This is a genomic window from Mesorhizobium sp. LNHC209A00 (assembly GCF_000502915.1).
Classification (GTDB): domain Bacteria; phylum Pseudomonadota; class Alphaproteobacteria; order Rhizobiales; family Rhizobiaceae; genus Mesorhizobium.
Genome location: NZ_AYWT01000029.1, coordinates 14119 through 30825 on the forward strand (window position 1 = coordinate 14119; position 16707 = coordinate 30825).

Annotated in this window: 13 protein-coding genes and 1 pseudogene; 9 read left to right on the plus strand and 5 right to left on the minus strand. The window is 59.2% G+C overall.

The annotated features are described in order from the left end of the window. The first annotated feature begins 62 nt into the window (after positions 1–62). The 5 genes from X739_RS137895 to X739_RS137875 are packed head-to-tail and all read left to right on the plus strand — an operon-like array spanning position 63 to position 6215. Positions 63–776 carry a type IV secretion system protein gene (locus X739_RS137895; RefSeq protein ID WP_031252595.1) on the plus strand — a complete coding sequence of 238 codons (714 nt, stop codon included), beginning with the start codon at positions 63–65 and terminating at the stop codon, positions 774–776. Beyond that, positions 773–1570, plus strand: coding sequence for a TrbG/VirB9 family P-type conjugative transfer protein (locus tag X739_RS137890; RefSeq protein WP_023796413.1), 798 nt, complete (start codon positions 773–775; stop codon positions 1568–1570). The genes X739_RS137895 and X739_RS137890 overlap by 4 nt, the downstream gene beginning before the upstream one ends. Continuing rightward, positions 1570–3033 carry a type IV secretion system protein VirB10 gene (virB10, locus tag X739_RS137885; protein WP_023796414.1) on the plus strand — a complete coding sequence of 488 codons (1464 nt, stop codon included), beginning with the start codon at positions 1570–1572 and terminating at the stop codon, positions 3031–3033. Before X739_RS137890 ends, virB10 begins: the two co-directional genes overlap by 1 nt. Next, a complete protein-coding gene (gene virB11, locus X739_RS137880; RefSeq protein ID WP_023796415.1) occupies positions 3030–4055 on the plus strand; it encodes a P-type DNA transfer ATPase VirB11 in 1026 nt (341 codons plus the stop codon). The genes virB10 and virB11 overlap by 4 nt, the downstream gene beginning before the upstream one ends. Before the next feature lie 9 nt (positions 4056–4064). Further along, complete coding sequence (locus X739_RS137875) at positions 4065–6215, plus strand: type IV secretory system conjugative DNA transfer family protein (RefSeq protein WP_023796416.1); 2151 nt, start codon at positions 4065–4067, stop codon at positions 6213–6215. A 469-nt stretch (positions 6216–6684) separates the two neighbouring features. On the opposite strand, the gene X739_RS137870 is transcribed toward X739_RS137875, so the two are convergent. From X739_RS137870 to X739_RS1000000170970, 3 genes and pseudogenes are all read right to left on the minus strand, one after another. Next, positions 6685–7560: an SDR family oxidoreductase gene (locus X739_RS137870; protein ID WP_245273976.1), complete on the minus strand. Its 876-nt coding sequence runs from the start codon at positions 7558–7560 to the stop codon at positions 6685–6687. Between the two features lie 605 nt (positions 7561–8165). Then, positions 8166–8588 (minus strand): annotated as a pseudogene (locus X739_RS1000000170965) (alpha-hydroxy-acid oxidizing protein); the annotation flags it as partial. Positions 8589–8625: 37 nt separating this feature from the next. After that, complete coding sequence (locus X739_RS1000000170970; RefSeq protein ID WP_023796420.1) at positions 8626–8931, minus strand: alpha-hydroxy-acid oxidizing protein; 306 nt, start codon at positions 8929–8931, stop codon at positions 8626–8628. A gap of 270 nt (positions 8932–9201) precedes the next feature. Here X739_RS1000000170970 and X739_RS1000000167405 point away from each other — a divergent pair, with 270 nt between their 5' ends. The 3 genes from X739_RS1000000167405 (at position 9202) to X739_RS1000000170975 (ending at position 11264) form a co-directional block, all read left to right on the plus strand. Continuing rightward, positions 9202–9726 (plus strand): adenylate/guanylate cyclase domain-containing protein, encoded by a 525-nt coding sequence (locus tag X739_RS1000000167405; RefSeq protein ID WP_198026190.1) that lies wholly within the window; start codon positions 9202–9204, stop codon positions 9724–9726. Then, positions 9620–10933 (plus strand): hypothetical protein, encoded by a 1314-nt coding sequence (locus tag X739_RS1000000167410; protein ID WP_084056597.1) that lies wholly within the window; start codon positions 9620–9622, stop codon positions 10931–10933. Before X739_RS1000000167405 ends, X739_RS1000000167410 begins: the two co-directional genes overlap by 107 nt. A 124-nt stretch (positions 10934–11057) precedes the next feature. Continuing rightward, the gene (locus tag X739_RS1000000170975) at positions 11058–11264 is read left to right on the plus strand and encodes a hypothetical protein (RefSeq protein WP_023796423.1); all 207 of its coding nucleotides are present in this window, start codon (positions 11058–11060) and stop codon (positions 11262–11264) included. A 1296-nt stretch (positions 11265–12560) separates the two neighbouring features. On the opposite strand, the gene X739_RS1000000170980 is transcribed toward X739_RS1000000170975, so the two are convergent. Next, entirely contained in the window at positions 12561–13238 is a 678-nt protein-coding gene (locus tag X739_RS1000000170980) for an adenylate/guanylate cyclase domain-containing protein (RefSeq protein WP_023796425.1), read from the minus strand. Between the two features lie 319 nt (positions 13239–13557). Here X739_RS1000000170980 and X739_RS01000000166835 point away from each other — a divergent pair, with 319 nt between their 5' ends. Continuing rightward, entirely contained in the window at positions 13558–15282 is a 1725-nt protein-coding gene (locus X739_RS01000000166835) for an adenylate/guanylate cyclase domain-containing protein (RefSeq protein WP_051410655.1), read from the plus strand. Between the two features lie 95 nt (positions 15283–15377). Here the strand turns inward: X739_RS01000000166835 and X739_RS137860 are convergent. Next, positions 15378–16707, minus strand: a 1330-nt coding sequence (locus tag X739_RS137860; RefSeq protein WP_023796427.1) for a tetratricopeptide repeat protein, incomplete at its 5' end; no start/stop codon positions are given.

Genomic DNA, 16707 nt, shown 5'->3' on the forward strand with positions numbered 1-16707 from the left:
CGATCACCGATCGCGGCGTGGATCAGAATGCGTCGCGCAAACGAGGCAATAGTAACGTGGCAATGCCAGTGGAAACAGCTGCTGACCGCAGCAGCGAACTCGTCGACAAGCGGTATTACAGGGCGGGCGCGACCTGGGAAGACGACACGCACAGGTCAATGCGTCGATCCCGTACATTGGCCTGGATCGTCAGCGGCGTTTCCGGACTAGTGGCGGTGCTGTCGCTGCTGGCGCTCGTGCTGATACTGCCGCTCCGGCAGTTCGAACCATATGTTGTCGAGGTCGACAAATCGACGGGCTACCTCGAGATCATGCGCGCGCTGAAGCCTGGAGATTTGTCCCAGAACGAGGCCGTCACAGCGGCCAATCTGGTGCGCTACATCAGAGCCCGCGAAACCTACGATTCCCGTGAACTGAAACAGAATTACGACCTGGCACAGCTCTATTCGACCGACGCCGCGTCCAAGGATTTGACGTGGCTTTTCATGCCTGCGAACCCGCAATCGCTGGACAAGATCTTTGGCCGCAATGTCACTGTCTCGGTCGAGATCAAGTCGGTTTCCCTGCTCAATCGCAATACGGCCTCGGTGCGCTTTGCCACGACGACGCGGCGGGACAATTCGTCCACGACCGACAATTGGGTGGCGGTCATAAAATTCCGCTACACCTCAACGCCGCTCAAGAACGAATGGCGTTTCGACAATCCGCTGGGATTTCAGGTTACGGATTACCGCCGCGACCAGGAATCGGCCCCGGCCGCGGGAAGCCTGCAATGAGATGTCGCGCGGGTCTCGTCCTATCGGCCGCCCTTTTGCTCGGCGCCATGCACAGCGCGGCCGCACGCGATGGCCGCATCCGATATGTCACCTTCAACAATGACGACGTGACGTCGGTGCGCGCCGCTCTTGGCATTTCCACGATGGTCGAGCTCAGTCCGACCGAAGTCATCGAAACCGTGTCGGCTGGCGACACGAAAGGCTGGTCGATCATCCCCACACGCGGATCGCGGTTTCTGTTCGTGAAGCCGCTGGAGCGCGATGCGTGGACCAACGTCAACGTCGTCACCAACCGTCGCGTCTATTCCCTGCTGCTGCAGGCCACTGACAATAGCCGTGACCGAGCATCCTTCCAGGTCCGGTTCAAATACCCTGACGAAGATATCAACGCGCGCCTGCTCTCACAGGCCAAGGAGAGCGCCGCCGATCCGGATTTGCAGGACCTTAACTATGCCGATCTCAATTACGACTACGCTTACAAGGGCGACGACAGCCTGAAGCCGCGCACCGTATTCGACGACGGCACCAAGGTGTTTCTGGAGTTCAAGGGTGATATTCCGGCGATTTTCGTTGTCGACGACAAGCGCCAGGAGTCGCTGGTCAACGTTCGCACGCAGGGCAAATACACAGTCATCGACAAGGTCGCGCGGCAATTCACCTTGCGGGCCGATGGCAAGACGCTCTGCCTCTACAACCGGGCGCGGCCCAACGCTATCGATCCGGTCGAGCAGGTCTACGGTCCAACCAAACTGACACGCGGTTCCACCCTGTTCGGATCGAGCGGAGGGCGGTGATGACTCAGATCGACTATAACCAACTGGACGGCAGCCCAACAGTCGCGCGCCACGGAGCGGGCGTGGGTACCAAGGTCGCTCTGGTCGGCCTCGGCGTGGTGCTTGTAGGCGCGCTGATATGGCTGAACTGGCCTCGAGAGCCGATATCGCGCGATGTTCGCAGCGAGGGCGAGGAAAACTTCAACCCGCCGGAGTTTCGCCCGCCGGCGTTGAACGAGCCGCCTCAACCTGCCGACGGCACGATCGACCAGATCGTGGTGCCCCCGCCCGCCGCCGACCAGAATGGCACGCAGCAGGCTGACAATGTCGATCAGACCGTGCAGGAGGGCGGCGACCTTGATGCGCAGCGGCGGGCGCTGGAGGCACAAATGGCGGCCGAGGAGGCTCGCCGCAAGGCCGAGGCGGAAGAAGCCCGCCGCAAGGCCGCGGCTGAGGACGAAGCTCGCCGCAAGGCTGAGGCCGCCGAGCACGAAAAAGCCGTCTGGGAACGCCTGCGCTCAAACCAGATGGTGACGAATGATCAAACCGGATCGACAAATGCCGGCGCCCAGGCGGCACAGGTCGAAATCGCGCCCGACGGTCAGATCGTCCCAGTCCCCGGCGCCGACAGTGATCCCAACAAGGCCTTCCTGGCGCAGTCTGAGGCAAGTTCTTCCGGCATCGTCAAAGCCAGGGCCTTCCGGCGCACCGATGCGTTGATCCCTGAAGGAACGATCATTCGCGGCTATTTGGAAACCGCTGTTAACACCGACCTTCCCGGTGCCGTGCGCGCGGTCGTGCGTGAGGATGTCTTCTCGCTCGACGGCAGGCGGATCCTCATTCCGAAGGGCTCGCGCCTGACCGGAGAATACCGCTCGGGGCTGGCGCGCGGTCAAAAACGTGTTTTCATCGTCTGGACCAGGGTCATTCGCTCGGACGGCATTTCCGTCGATATCAAATCGCCTGGTGCAGACGCGCTCGGCCGCGGCGGCATGGGTGGTCGTGTCGACACGCACTGGGTTGAACGGTACGGCAACGCCATCATGCTTTCCGTCGTTGGCGGCGTCTCTGAATATCTGTCCTCGCTTGGCGATAGCGGGCAAGATGGCCAACAGCGCCAGGTGTCGACGATCGACCCCGTAACCGGTGAGACCACGACCGTAACGTATGGTGGCAATGGCTCGCAGCGCGACGCCCGCGGCATCGCCTTCGACAAGTCATCGACCGCCTTGCAGCAACTCGCGCAGGAGGCGTTTCGCGACACGCAGAACATTGGCCCGACAGTCTACGTCGACCAGGGCACATCGATTGTCGTGCTGGTGCGGCGAGATCTCGATTTCTCGGATTTCTACGCTGATCCCATTCAGGAAGAAGTTGCACGGCTGAAGGCCGGTGGGCGGCCGAAGTCGGCGATCGATCCGACGCCTCTTTACGAGACGCCAAAGGATCATTTCTATCCCGGCTATGGGAGCCCGGTGAAATGAATGCCGTGCATCCCCTCCCCGACCCTTGGGTGAGAGCCCCGGTCCTGCGCGCTCATCTGGAGCCGATATGGTCCTATTTGAACGAAGATGCGGTGTCCGAGATTGCGATCAACAGGCCGGGTGAATTGTTCATCGAACGTCTCGGTGCGAAGGAAATGGAGCATGTCCTCAAGCGCGAGGTCACACCTAGCTGGATTCGTAATATTTCGACGGGCGTCGCCTCGGCGACAAATCAGGTCATCAACGAAGAAAAACCGGTCCTGTCGGCCGCTCTACCCTCGGGTGAGCGCATCCAATGCATCTTGCCACCCGCGGCTCCCGAAGGCGGGGTGATCTCTATCCGCAAGCAGGTCATCATGGATATGAGCCTTGATGCCTACAAGGATCTCGGCGCCTTCGAGAACACGGCGATGGGCGCCGGCTTGGCGTTTTCAACGGAAGAAAAGCGGCTTGTCGAAATGCTGCATGACACGTCGCCGATGGACTTCCTGCAATATGCGGTGCGCAACCGTGTCTCCATAGTCGTTTCAGGCGGCACATCGACCGGCAAGACGACGTTTTTGAATGCGCTCTTGAAGGAGATTCCGGTCCATGAACGGATCATCACGATCGAAGATACCCGCGAGCTGAGGCTGCCGGCTCCCAATAACGTCACCCTGATAGCCTCGAAGGGCGACCAGGGCCTTGCCAAGGTCTCCGCGCAACAGCTGCTTGAAGCCTCCCTTCGCATGCGGCCCGACCGTCTGCTTTTGGGCGAATTGCGCGGCGCTGAAACCTTCGCGTTCCTCCAGGCGATCAACACCGGCCATCCGGGTTCGCTCACGACCGTTCATGCCAATTCCGCCCGGTCCGCCTACGAGCGGCTGGCGCTCATGGTCATGCAGGGCAGCTCGGGCCTCTCACGGAGCGAAATTCTTGACTATCTGCGCGAGGTCATTCCGGTGGTGGTCCAGATGGTCCGCACCGAAGGCGGACGGCGCGGCATCAGCGAGATCAAGTTCACCAAGGCGGAGACGATCTAGAGCCCACCTATGCAGAAAGTCGCAACAGCAATTTTCATGGTGCTCATGGCGATGGCCCTGGGCGTTCTGCTCTTCACGGTCGCCTACGCCGCGACTGATTGGTACCGGGCCGGCTCCCACGTCCTGTTCGACCAGCTGAACGCCAATCCGTTGCCGGTTGTTCGTCTGGCCTGGGCTGACGTGACCGCGAGAAATTTTGACCGAGTGCAATACGCCATAGCGGCGGGAGCATTAGGGTTTCTTGCGCCCCTGGTCAGCCTGTTTCTCATGCGCCCGAGAAAGCGCAATGACTCTCGCTTCATGACGATGAGCGACGTATCGAAAACCGGTCTGACGAAAGTGGGCGGCGTCTTCGTCGGTCGAGCCGGCGGCAGGCTTGCCGAAATTCTGTCGCCCGGCCGTGATCAACGTTCCGGCAAGATCCGCTTGACGCAGCGCAAGCTGATCGGCGGCAAGAAATTGTGGATTGATGGCGATGATGTCGGCGGCTTCGTCATAGGGCCGCCGCGTGCCGGCAAAGGCACCTCTCTCATCATCCCGAACGCCTTGACCTGGCCGCATTCGCTCGTGGTTCTTGATCTGCGGGGCGAGACTTATGCGGCAACTGCCGGCTACCGTTCAACCATCAGCCGCGTGGTGCGTTTCGCGCCGGCTGATCCGGACGGCAATACCGCATGCTACAATCCAATGGACTTCATCTCCCTGGATTCGGCGCAGCGCGACATCGACCTTCGCAACATCGCTGCGGCGCTGTTTCCGCGTCCCCCGTCCAACGCGGATCCCTATTGGGTTAACGACGCCCGCCTTCTTTTCACCGGCATAGCGTCCTTCGTCATGGAATCGCCTGCGATCCAGGACGAGAAGAAGACCTTCGCCACGATCCTCGAGATCATGAACGGTGCCGAGCAGCCGCTCCTGGAATTCATCGGCTCGCTACGCGAGGAACGCCGCCGCGAATGCTCGCACTTCACCCTGCAAACCCTGTTGCCATATTTTGAGATGTCCGAGCGGCAGTTTTCGGGAATCTACGCCGGCGTACGCACCGGCATGGCGCCCTTTCTTAACGAGCGTCTGATGCGAGCTACGTCGCGCAGCACGTTCGATATTCGCAAGCTAAAGCGTGACCGGATTTCTCTCTATCTCGACGTGCGTCGCGAGCAGATTACGTCGCTTGGACCGTTGTTCAACGTCCTGATCACGCAGATGATGAACTTTATGTCGGAAAGTCTGCCGCGCCCGGACGAGCATCAGGTGCTTGTGCTGCTGGATGAGTTCCAGAATCTCGGCAAGCTCGAGAACGTGACCGAAATGGCGAGCGTTCTGGGCGGCAACGGCGTTTCGATGTGGTTTTTCGTGCAGTCGCTGAAGGCCGTAGACGAGGTCTATCGCCAGGAAGGTCGCAAGACGCTCATCAACGCTGCTCGCGTGCAGATCTTTTTCGGTGCGCAGGACGTTGACGATCTGCGCTACGTTTCCGAGCAGCTCGGCGAAACGTCGGACGTGCAGAAGGACGTGACACGCACCAAGGCCACGCTGTTCGACACCTATTACACGCGCTCGGAGCACCGCAAGGAGGTGCGACGGCCCCTGATGCGGCCGGATGAAATCCGTACGCTCGACAAGAATAAGGTTATCATAATGCCGCGCGGCGAATTGCCGATCCTTGGCACGCGCAATTTCTATTTCGCCGACGGCCAACTCGCCAAACGCGCGTTCATGCCCCTACCCGCCTCAACCGCCGCTTCGCGAACGAAAAGCCCTGCGTTGGAATCCGCTGCGGCGGTTCCATCTCCTGCGCACCCGACGATTGTGCCGACAGCTTCTGCCTACCGCTCAGGCCTCTTGCAAACGCGCCTGCGGCGCGGCGCGACTTTTGCGGCAAAGGCAGGCCGTCCGGCTCCGCTGCCTGGCCGGCGCGCAATCGCAAAAGGGCGGCTGAAAGCAACCGACGCTGCAGCGGTACCAGCCTATGCCGCCATAGATTTTTCTGCTTTGGCGGCCAAAGCGGTCACAACACGCATAGCGCCCGAAAAGGAAGCAGCGGTTGCGGCGATCCTGAATAAAGTGCGGGCTCTGCGAGCCAACGCATCCGACACCGAGACTTTCGACCGAAATCTGAGCGTAGTTGAAGATGCTTTGCCTGATCTAATCGATGGGTAGGCTAGCATTCCAATGCGGCGTTATCCAGAGAGCGAGCAACGTACCGTTGCACTCACCTGATATCCAATTTGGCAATCTTTTCGCCTTCGAGAACGAAGTTCATCTTGCCTTTGCCCTTGAAACCGCCGCCGTTCACCCTGACTGTCACGACATAGCCAGCACAAGAAGGGGCGGCGCTAACAGCCTCCAAGCGAGATTGGACTCCGGTATTATCGGTCCTATCCCATGCCGCTATCCCTGCATGCCCTTCAAATTGACGTCCCCAGTCCTGAGCGAGGCGTCCGGTGCGAAGCATGCCACGACGGCCGCGGCATCGCCGCGGTTTGAGCTTTCGAAGAACTGCTGAATCTAGGGTCGGATCTACACCGTACGCTGCTAAGACCTATTACAAGCTGCCGTTCTCATAACTTCAGAAGGCACGCCCAGGCAGAGCGAAAGGACTTTCGCGCCGCCGGCCTATAACCGTCGCTCACGGCTGACCCTGACCTCCGCCGGACCCGTAAATGTTTCCGGTTGCAAAACTCGCATCGTCCGCTGCGAGCTGGACATAAATCGAGGCCAGCTCTGCCGGTTGGCCCGGCCGCTTGAGAGCGGTGGTGCTCCCGAATTCCTTGTACTTCTCCTCCGATGCCCCGCCGCTTATCTGCAGAGGCGTCCATATCGGCCCAGGCGCCACGCCATTCACACGGATGCCTTTGGGTCCGAGTTGCTTGGCTAGAGACTTGACGTAGTTCATCGTAGCCGCCTTGGTCTGAGCATAATCATAGAGCTCGGCCGAAGGGTCATAGGCTTGTTCCGAGGTCGTGCCGATGATGCAGGACCCCGGCTTCAGATGCGGCAGCGCAGCCTTTATGATCCAGAACGGCGCGTAGATGTTGGTCTTCATGGTCGCGTCGAATTCCTCGGTCGTGATATCCAGGATCGAGGGTTTCGCCTGCTGTCTGCCAGCATTACACACGACGACGTCTAGCCCGCCGAGTTGCTGCAAGGCGTCGGCTACCAGCTTCTGACAAAAAGCTTCGTCCCGAAGATCGCCGGGAAGAGCAACACCGGTCCGGCCGGCATCTCGTATGAGCTGTATGACCTCGCGCGCATCGGGCTCTTCCGAAGGATAGTAGTTGATAGCCACATCCGCGCCCTCTCGCGCATAGGCGATAGCGGCAGCCCGACCCATACCGGAATCACCGCCGGTGATGATAGCCTTGCGGCCCGCAAGGCGACCGGATCCCTTGTAAGTGGTTTCGCCATGGTCCGGTTTGGGTTTCATGTCACGCGCCAAGCCCGGCCAAGGTTGGGTCTGCGCCTGAAAGGGCGGCTGCGGGTACTTGGAGCGTGGGTCTTGCATGGCTGATCCGTTGTCTAGGGGTTTAGTGGTTGTTTCCTGAGCGGCAGCTTGCGCCACGGCGCCCGCGGTCAGGCCGATCCCTACCGCACCGACAAAATCTCGCCGGGAAAATGAAGAAGGAGTGTTTTTCGTCATCCAATTTCTCCGCTGTTCAAATCGCCGAACTGCGGCAGGTACGGTAGGTTCCCTGCTCTCGTGAAAGTTTTGCGCGAGAGAACCGCGCGCAAAGCCAAGCCGCTGAGCATGCTCGCCGCGACGTTGCTGCCCATCACGCAGGACGCCTGCGACACCCGGCCTTTGCGGAGCAAACCGCGGCGCGGATAGCCTCGTGCGTCGGCGCACACAAGGCCCAACAATCCTTCGCAATCATGGCCGGCCAGACCGTCGATGAGCCAGTCTGGTGATTGGTCCGGGTCGAGCGGTGTTGTTACGCCGTTCTTCGTCGCGAGCGTGGGAACATGACATGACTGGTTCGTCGCTCCGGCTTGACTAGTCTAAGGGCGGCGCGGAACGAAAGCGCAGAAGTCCAATGCTGAACTTGCCGAGAAATAGGCCTGGACTTCACCAGATTACCGGCCGATCGATCTCGCCGTTGACGCAATGGGCTACGCCGTCGGCACCGTCCGTTGGCAGGGCGTCATGACTGCGCTTACCCCTACTGCGATTGCTTTCAGAACGTCGGTGCCCCGCCTAACGCCGCCGTCAAGAATGATGGGAATCCGCCCGGCTACCCGCTCGGCGATGGCGGGCAGGGCGTCGATGGTCGCCGGCAGGGTGTCGAGATTACGCGATCCGTGGTTCGAGACGACTTTAGCATCAGCACCTGTTCCAATAGCCTGTTCGGCATCATCAGGATCGAGGATACCTTTCAGGACAAGCGGTAGGGTTGTTAGGGAACGCAGCGCTGCTATGTCCGCCGAGGTCGGCATGGCCGCTGCTGCGCAGTGCCAACTTTGAGCAGGCCGGTGTTCTGGTCGTTGAGGTATGGCGTTGCGAGGTCGTCGGGAATTTTGAAACCTGCCCGGAACTGCCTGCGGCGATCGCCTGGCGTTGGCATTTCGATAGTCACACTGACGCCTTTGCGCCCAGTGCCGCCATACGCGTTACAAATTCAGCATTGAAAGTGCGGTCGCTTTGCCAATAGAGGAGGAACCAGACTGGAGGCTGGCTCACTGCCAGGCAATCTTCGACAGCCGCCGATGCCGTGAGCGTGATCCCGGTATCAAGTCTTGTCGCATCGCGCAGCACGCGCGCCTTCAGCTTGATGCGGCCGAATGCTGCTTCATCATCACGCTTGGTGATTTCTTCGCCAGCACCGGCGGCAATGAACTCGTAAACAGCGTGCAGCAATGCCTCTCGCGCATGCGGCATGGACCAACCCGGTCCAACGGTCAAGCTCAAGAGACAACATTCGCGCATATGGCCGCTGGCCGCAAGGCGACGGCTGGGTACGCGGGGCAACGAACGCCTGTGACCGAGCGGCAGAAACGGGGCCGACAGCGGAATAGCGGCTTTTTGCGTCCGAAGACGAAAGCGGACGTTCAGCCAGTGGGCGGACGTTCTCTGGCGGCTAGTTGCGCATTGACGCGAGTGCTACGTTCCCAGCAAACCCACGTGGCGTCGTTGGGTCCAGGAGGCATTGTGGCGCGCCCGGAACGAAAGCTTGTGGCGGTTTTCGCAGCCGACGTAGCTGGCTACTCGCGTTTGATGCGGGCCGACGAGGCCGGGACTCTCCTTCATCTAAAGGCACTGCGCGCCGAAGTGATCGATCCAAAGATCGCGCAATTCAAGGGTCGGCTGGTCGGCACCGCGGGCGACAGTCTGCTGATCGAGTTTCCCAGCGCGGTCGATGCGTTGCAGTTCGCGGTAGAGACGCAAGAACGCATTACGGCGCGCAATTCGGATCTCCCCGCAGACCGGCGCATGGCCTTCAGAATGGGTGTCAACGCTGGAGAGGTTATCCTCGATGAGACGACGATCTACGGTGACTGCGTTAACGTAGCCGCCAGGCTGGAAAAGATCAGTGAGCCCGGAGGTGTCGTCATTGGACGCAGCGTCTATGATCGGAAAGATCCCCTATACGCTCGTCGACCTGGGCGAGCATACGATGAAGAACATTGCTGGGCCCGTGCATGCCTACCGGGTCCGAACAGAAGAGTGGGTTGATCCAGAACCTTTGGCGTCAATCGCTTCAGCGGAGGATTTGCCGCTCCCGTTCAAACCATCAGTGGCGGTACTTCCTTTCACAAATATGTCGGCGGACCCAGAGCAGGAATATTTCTCCGATGGAATCGCCGAGGACCTCATCACAGAACTCAGTCGCAGTCAGAGTCTTTTCGTGATCGCGCGCAATTCCTCGTTCGCTCTCAAGGGTCAATCCGTAAACATCACCGAGATCGGAAGAAAGCTCGGTGTCCGATATGTTGTCGAAGGAAGCGTTCGAAAGGCCGCTGCACGCGTCAGGATCACTGCGCAGTTGATAGAAGCGGCTACTGGCAATCACGTCTGGGCCGAGCGCTACGATCGAGACATCGAAGACCTTTTCACGGTTCAAGACGAGGTGACAGAGAGGATCGCCTGGGCACTGGTCGGCAAGGTAGGCGCTGCTGAGATTGTTCGGACTAGGCAAACGCACACGAGCCTCACCGCATATGACGCGTTCTTGCGCGGCATCGATGCTACGAGCCGGATCACCGAAAAGGACACCGTCGCTGGTGTCGAGTTCTTAAAGCTGGCTCTTGGCTGGGAGCCTGATTCAGCGCGAGCGCATGCATGGCTGGCGGACGCCTACGCGGCCCTCTCCGCTTTCAGAGCTGATGAAGAGATGAAGGCATCGGCCATGCAGTCGGCCTTGCGGGCTATCGAACTCGGCGACGCCAGCGGACTGGCAGAGGCGGTCGTCGCCGCTTTGCATGGATGGAAAGGGGAGTTCGAGGCTGCCGAGACTCATTGGCAACGCGCGCTCGCGATGGGCCCGACATACCCGATCGTACTCGGCTGGGTCGGGTACATCTGCCTTTGGAGCGGTCAACTCACGAAGGCCCGCGAGATTGGCGAGCGGCTCAGACGGCTGAGTCCGCTCGAACAACGCGACGTCCACGAGCTACTCGCATTTACTTACTATCTGCTCGGTGAATGTGAGGCTTCGCTGGATTCGTTCCGCCGTTGGGACAACAACCATTATGATCGCGGGTTCGCCAATTTGGCTGCGTGTTTGGGCCAGCTCGGACGCGCCGAAGAGGCAAGATCGGCTTGGGGCAGATGCCTCGAGCGCAAGCCTGTAGGTGACTACAGGCGCGGCTCTCCATATCGACGTCAGGAGGATGTAGAGCACTGGCTAGATGGCCTGCGGAAAGCAGGCATTACGGATTGACGGATGACCGATGAATAACCAGGGGGTTCATCGGAGGCGCAACTGCCGTCAATTACTGACCCGGGACGATTTTGGTCCAGGTGCAAGTCGCCACGCGCTGCGTCTCGGCTCGTACGGAAAGACGATGCGCGGCGTCGGCATGCGACTGATGTTTGGGCTGTTGGACACGGATGGCGACGGATCCCTGTCCGAGGACGAGGTTCAACGCACGGTCAGCAGGGTGTTCAGCAGCATCGACGAGAATGGTGACAGCAAGATCGATCAGGACGAAATCCAGTCCTTCATGCATGGCTCCAGCACGCACGGCCCCAACAGCGGGGACATGCCGTAGCTGCCTTAAAAGTGAAGGCCCTACTCCAGACGGCGCGGCGAGCGCCCGGCCGTCGGGCGCGAAGGAGTGTCTCTTGGCTGTTATGCGCTCGGCGGCCCTATCCAGCACATTTCCAGCTTGCTGCCAACGCGCTATTCCCGCAGGCCAACCAAACGCCAGCCGTCGAAAAACGGCCGCGCAGTGCTCATGCTCTTAAAGGGAGAGTTCGCTACCAAGTCAGCTAATTTCCAATTTGGATTGCCGGCAAGAAATAGCCGGGCTTCCTCCCGTGCCTCAGGAATGCGGCCGGCAAGGGCAAGCGCGACGACCAGGTGCTCCCTCGAACCCGTCCCGTAGGTTTCGTCCCGGCTCAAGGTCCCAACAGCTTCTTCGTAGTGACCGGAGGAAATCTGCGTCATTCCCATGATCCAGAAATACCAACCGGGTGGACGAGGATTCAGGCGGAGCGCCTCTGCACAAGCCATCAGCGCTGCTTGCGGCTTACCTAAGTAGATTTGAAGCTCACCCATCCATGCAACTGCATCCGCATTGTTGGGATTTAGCCGAACGGCAGCATCGAATTGGACCTTTGCTTCATCCCAATTGCGCTGATAAAGCTGAACGCAGCCCAGGATCCTGCGAGCGTGGGAATCGCCGGGATCGATTTCAACGGCTCGTTGTGCGTGCACCAGAGCCTTTGCGCGGCCAGGGTCCTGTGGCTCACCCCAGACGATCCAGCCAAATAGCAGTGAGACGGCAAGATTGCTATGCCCCTCGCAGTAGTTTGGATCGATCTGAATGGCACGTTCCAAGTCAGCACACGCGTCACGGTTGTCTGATCTGGAAATGTTGCATTTGCCTCGCGACCTAACACAAAGATCATAGGCTTCGAGATTTGAAGGTCGGGAACGGGCAACAATTTTCTTTTCACCGAGCTTGCCGGAGATCGCTTCGACGACACGTCGCGTGACCTCGTCCTGAAGGTCGAAGATGTCGGCGACATCGCGGTCGAAGCGCTCAGCCCAGACATGGTTGCCGCCTTCCAACCCATTGATCAACTGCACATTGACACGCAAACGTTTCTCGGATCGCCGTGCACTGCCTTCAAGAATGTACTTGACCCCTAGATCTCGAGCGATCTGACGGACATCACTGGGCTTGCCCTTGTAGGCGAAGGTAGAGTTGCGGGCGATTACGAAGAAGCCTGGCACATTTGAGAGGTCGGTGATGATGTCCTCCGTCAGCCCGTCAGTGAAGAACTCCTGCTCCTGGTCGCCACTCATGTTGACAAAGGGCAGCACTGCAATCGACGGCTTGTCAGGCAACGCGAACTGCAGCGAACGCTTTTCCGGCACAGCGTGCTCCGGTTGTGCGGTAGGCTTCGCCTGGGCGGGGACGCCGACTTGCAGCGAATAGACTCGGACCGGATCGGCGATGTTCTTGAGTTGCATCGCACCGCGATCGTTGATCGCGAGATCGAGCNAGCGAATAGACTCGGACCGGATCGGCGATGTTCTTGAGTTGCATCGCACCGCGATCGTTGATCGCGAGATCGAGCCTTGCCTTGACCTGCCAGTACGCTTGCTCGGAAAGACAGATATTGCCAGGTTCGCAGATGCCTTCGAGGCGTGCGGCGATGTTGACGCCATCCCCCATTAGGTCGCCATCGCGCTCCTGCACAACATCGCCCAGGTGAATGCCGATCCGGAACTCAATGCGACGATCGTCGGGCACCCCGGCATTGCGCTCAAGCATGGCATTCTGCACTTCGATCGCGCAGCGGACTGCTTCCACAACGCTGCTGAACTCAACGAGGCTGCCGTCCCCTGTGCGCTTGACGACCCGTCCACGATGAACAGCGATGGTGGGGTCGATGAGATCGCTGCGCAGTGCCCGCAGCCGTGCCAGGATGCGATCCTCATCGGCGCCGGCCAGCCGGCTGTAGCCGACCACATCCGAGACCAGGATCGCTGCTATTTTGCGGGTCTCCCTCATATCGTGCTGCTCCGGGCAGCCTGACACCAATGCCAACCTGGGGTAACGGCAAGCTTGCCATTCTCGCTCATCGCGCAACCTCCTTCGCGATGAGGATAGCAGGAGACTGAGAGCACGAGGTAAACTTTTGCGGTGACGTCGGCAGTCCGACGATGTGTGTTCAGAGGTCGGGCCCCGCGAGAGTTAACTCACCACCTATTTTGCAAACGCCGCAGGCACTGCTATCCTCTGGCAGATTTTGCCAATACCGTAGGATCTGGCGAACCTGTGGACCAGTAGGTAGAAAGTGAATCAAGCATCTGCGCATCGCCGCCTTGCCGTGATTCTTATTGCCGACGTCGTCGGTTACTCGCGCCTCATGGAGGCCGACGAAACAGGGACACTCTCGGCCCTCAGAGAGCGTAGGAAGGGAATCATCGAGCCTCTCGCCCGTGGGCATGACGGACGAATCGTGAAGTTCATCGGCGATGGTGTGCTTGTGGAGTTCGCTAGCGCGGTTAATGCCTTAAGGTGCGCTCTCGACGTGCAGAACCGGATGGCCGAGTCCAACGAAAACCTGGATGATCGCAAACGGATCCTATTGCGCATCGGGCTAAACCTCGGAGAAGTCGTTGGCGAGGGATCGGACATTTTTGGCGATGGCGTGAACATCGCCGCTCGCCTTGAAGGTCTCTCGGAACCGGGTGGTATCTGCATTTCTGGCAAGGTGAACGACGAAATTCGGGGCAAAGTCGACGTCTCGGCCATGGACTTGGGCGAGGTGAAGCTCAAGAACATTACACGGCCGGTAAGGGCTTTCCGCATCATGTTGGGTATCACCCCAACACCGCAGGACGTGTCGCGGGAACCGGTCGATAGCAGACCGTCGATTGGCGTTCTGCCGTTCACTAACATGAGTGGCGATCAAGAGCAGGAGTACTTCGCCGACGGTATGACAGAGGACATCATCACTGAACTGGCGCGCAATCGCGGCCTGTTCGTGATCGCACGGAACTCGTCCTTCACGTTCAAGGGAACCGCCGTGGACATCGCAGAAGCAGGGCGAAAGCTTGGCGTACGCTACTTGGTGGAGGGCAGCGTTCGCAGGGTTGGCAAGCGAGTGCGCATCACGGCACAGTTGATCGAGGCAGCGACCGGTAGTCACGTCTGGGCCGAACGCTATGATCGTGAGCTGGAGGACATCTTCGCAGTTCAGGACGAAGTGACTCGAAGCATCGTCGCCGCCGTTCCGGGATATGTTGAATCCGACGTCGTGAAGGCATCGCGGCGCAAACCGACCGAGAGCTTGGGCGCCTATGATCGCTATCTGCGCGGCGTAGAAATCACAAACCGCTGGCGCAATGACGACATCCAGCAGGCCATAGCGGAATTCGAAAGCGCGGTGAAACTGGACCCGACCTTCGCCCGCGCCCATGCTCTGTTGGGCCAGATGCATCTGCGTGTCTACTGGCAAACACTGGCCCCGCTCGCGTTGCAATCAGCAGACAAGGAAACTGAACTCGCCGTGCGGCTCGACGGCGGGGATAGTAGGTGTTTGGGTATCCGGGGGGCGTGTCTTATGCTCAACAGGAACTTCGGCGAGGCGTCTCAAACCTTCCAGCGTGCCCTGCAGTTGACACCTGATAACGCCGATCTCAATGACATGGTGGCGTACTACCTCCTTTGCACAGGTCAGGCGAGCGATGCTATCGAGAGATCACTCAAAACTATCCGCGCCAGCCCGCTGTTCCTTCCGGCCTCGCTCAGTGAGACTATGGGCATGGCATTCATGATGACGCGACAGTACGAGGAGGCGATAAAGTCTTTTGGTGCTATAAGCAGCCCCTATTACTATATCCACGTCTATGCGGCTGGATGCCTGGCGAAGCTCGGGCATCTCGATGAGGCGCGGGCGCATGCCCGTTTGGCAAACAAAATCAGACCAGATTGGCCTAGCGTAGATTGGGGCTATCAGTACACAAAAGAAGAATATAGGGAGCACGAGCGCGAACTGGCCCATCTGGCGATGGATGTTCTAGCGGACGAACGTCGAGCGTCGGTCTGACTTCCCCATCGGGTCAATCCTTGTTTTCTCCCCGGCTTTTTTTCAGGCCTCGCTCCGGCGACGCAAAGACCGCCACCCACCGCCGAACTACGCCTCTAGTCCGGCAGGCCCGCAAGGCGCCAGCCGTAGACGAATGACTCCGCTGCAGTCGCACTCGTAAAAGGCAAATTCGTCGTGAAATCGGCGATTTTCCAACCTGGATTCCCTGCAAGAAAAAGACGGGCCTCCTCCCGTGCCTCAGGCATGCGATCGGCAAGGGCAAGAGCCCCAATCAGGTTCACCCTTGAACCGGTCCCATATGTTTCCTCGCGGCTCAAGGTCGCAACAGCATCCTGGTAATGACCGGTCGCAAATTGCGCCATCCCCAAGACCCAAAAGTAGGCATGGTTCGGACGGGGATTTAGACGAAGAGCCTCAGCACAAGCTGTCAACGAGTCCTGCGCCTCGCCCAAGTAGATGTGAAGCTCAGCTAGCCATATTCCGGCGTTTGCGTTGTTGGGGTTCAGTTGAATAGCAAGCTCTAAAAGTGATTTTGCTTCATCCCAATTCCGCTCATACAGCTGAACGTATCCAAGCGCACTGCAAGCGTCTGAATCGTGGGGATCGATTTCTACCGCGCGTCGTGCGTGCGTGAGAGCATTTGCTTGGTGGGGGATCCGTGGTTCTCCCCAATTAATCCATCCAAATAGCAGTGAAACCGCAAGGTTGCTGTGCGCCTCGCAATAGCTTGGATCAAGTGCAACCGCGCGTTCCAACGCTGAAAGCGCCTCTCTGTTCTCAGACCTCGACATAGCCCATTTTTCTCGTGACCTAACGCAGAGATCGTAGGCTTCGAGATTTGACGGCCTAGACCGGGTAGAGGTCTTGTTCGCACCAATCTTGCCGGAAATTGCTTGCACGACGCGACGCGTAACTTCATCTTGAATCACGAAAATATCGGCGAGATTGCGGTCAAAGCGTTCAGCCCAGACATGATTTCCACCACCCGCAGCATCAATCAACTGCGCATTGATCCTGAGACGCTCGGCCGAGCGACGCGCACTACCTTCAAGGATGTATCTCACCCCTAAATCCTGGGCGATCTGACGGACATCGGTAGGCTTGCCTTTGTAGGCGAAGGTGGAGTTGCGGGCGATGACGAAGAATCCGGACACATTCGACAGATCGGTGATGATGTCCTCTGTCAGCCCGTCAGTGAAAAATTCCTGCTCGGAATCGCCACTCATGTTGACGAAGGGCAGCACGGCGACCGAAGGCTTGTCGGGCAGTGCGAGCGGCTGCGAAAGCTTCTCCAGCACAAGGGGCTCACTTAGTGTCGCGGGCTTTGCCTTGGAGGGAACGCCGACCTGTAGCGAATAGACTCGGACCGGATCGGCGATGTTCTTGAGTTGCATCGCACCGCGATCGTTGATCGCGAGATCGAGC

Excerpts from the sequence above, each read along its gene's own strand:
- X739_RS137870 (WP_245273976.1), bottom strand. The coding sequence starts at position 7,560 with ATGCAAGACCCACGCTCCAAGTACCCGCAGCCGCCCTTTCAGGCGCAG.
- X739_RS1000000170970 (WP_023796420.1), bottom strand. The coding sequence starts at position 8,931 with ATGCCGCATGCGCGAGAGGCATTGCTGCACGCTGTTTACGAGTTCATT.
- X739_RS1000000170975 (WP_023796423.1), top strand. The coding sequence starts at position 11,058 with ATGCGCGGCGTCGGCATGCGACTGATGTTTGGGCTGTTGGACACGGAT.
- X739_RS137890 (WP_023796413.1), top strand. The coding sequence starts at position 773 with ATGAGATGTCGCGCGGGTCTCGTCCTATCGGCCGCCCTTTTGCTCGGC.
- virB11 (WP_023796415.1), top strand. The coding sequence starts at position 3,030 with ATGAATGCCGTGCATCCCCTCCCCGACCCTTGGGTGAGAGCCCCGGTC.
- virB10 (WP_023796414.1), top strand. The coding sequence starts at position 1,570 with ATGACTCAGATCGACTATAACCAACTGGACGGCAGCCCAACAGTCGCG.
- X739_RS137875 (WP_023796416.1), top strand. The coding sequence starts at position 4,065 with ATGCAGAAAGTCGCAACAGCAATTTTCATGGTGCTCATGGCGATGGCC.
- X739_RS1000000167410 (WP_084056597.1), top strand. The coding sequence starts at position 9,620 with ATGATCGGAAAGATCCCCTATACGCTCGTCGACCTGGGCGAGCATACG.
- X739_RS137895 (WP_031252595.1), top strand. The coding sequence starts at position 63 with ATGCCAGTGGAAACAGCTGCTGACCGCAGCAGCGAACTCGTCGACAAG.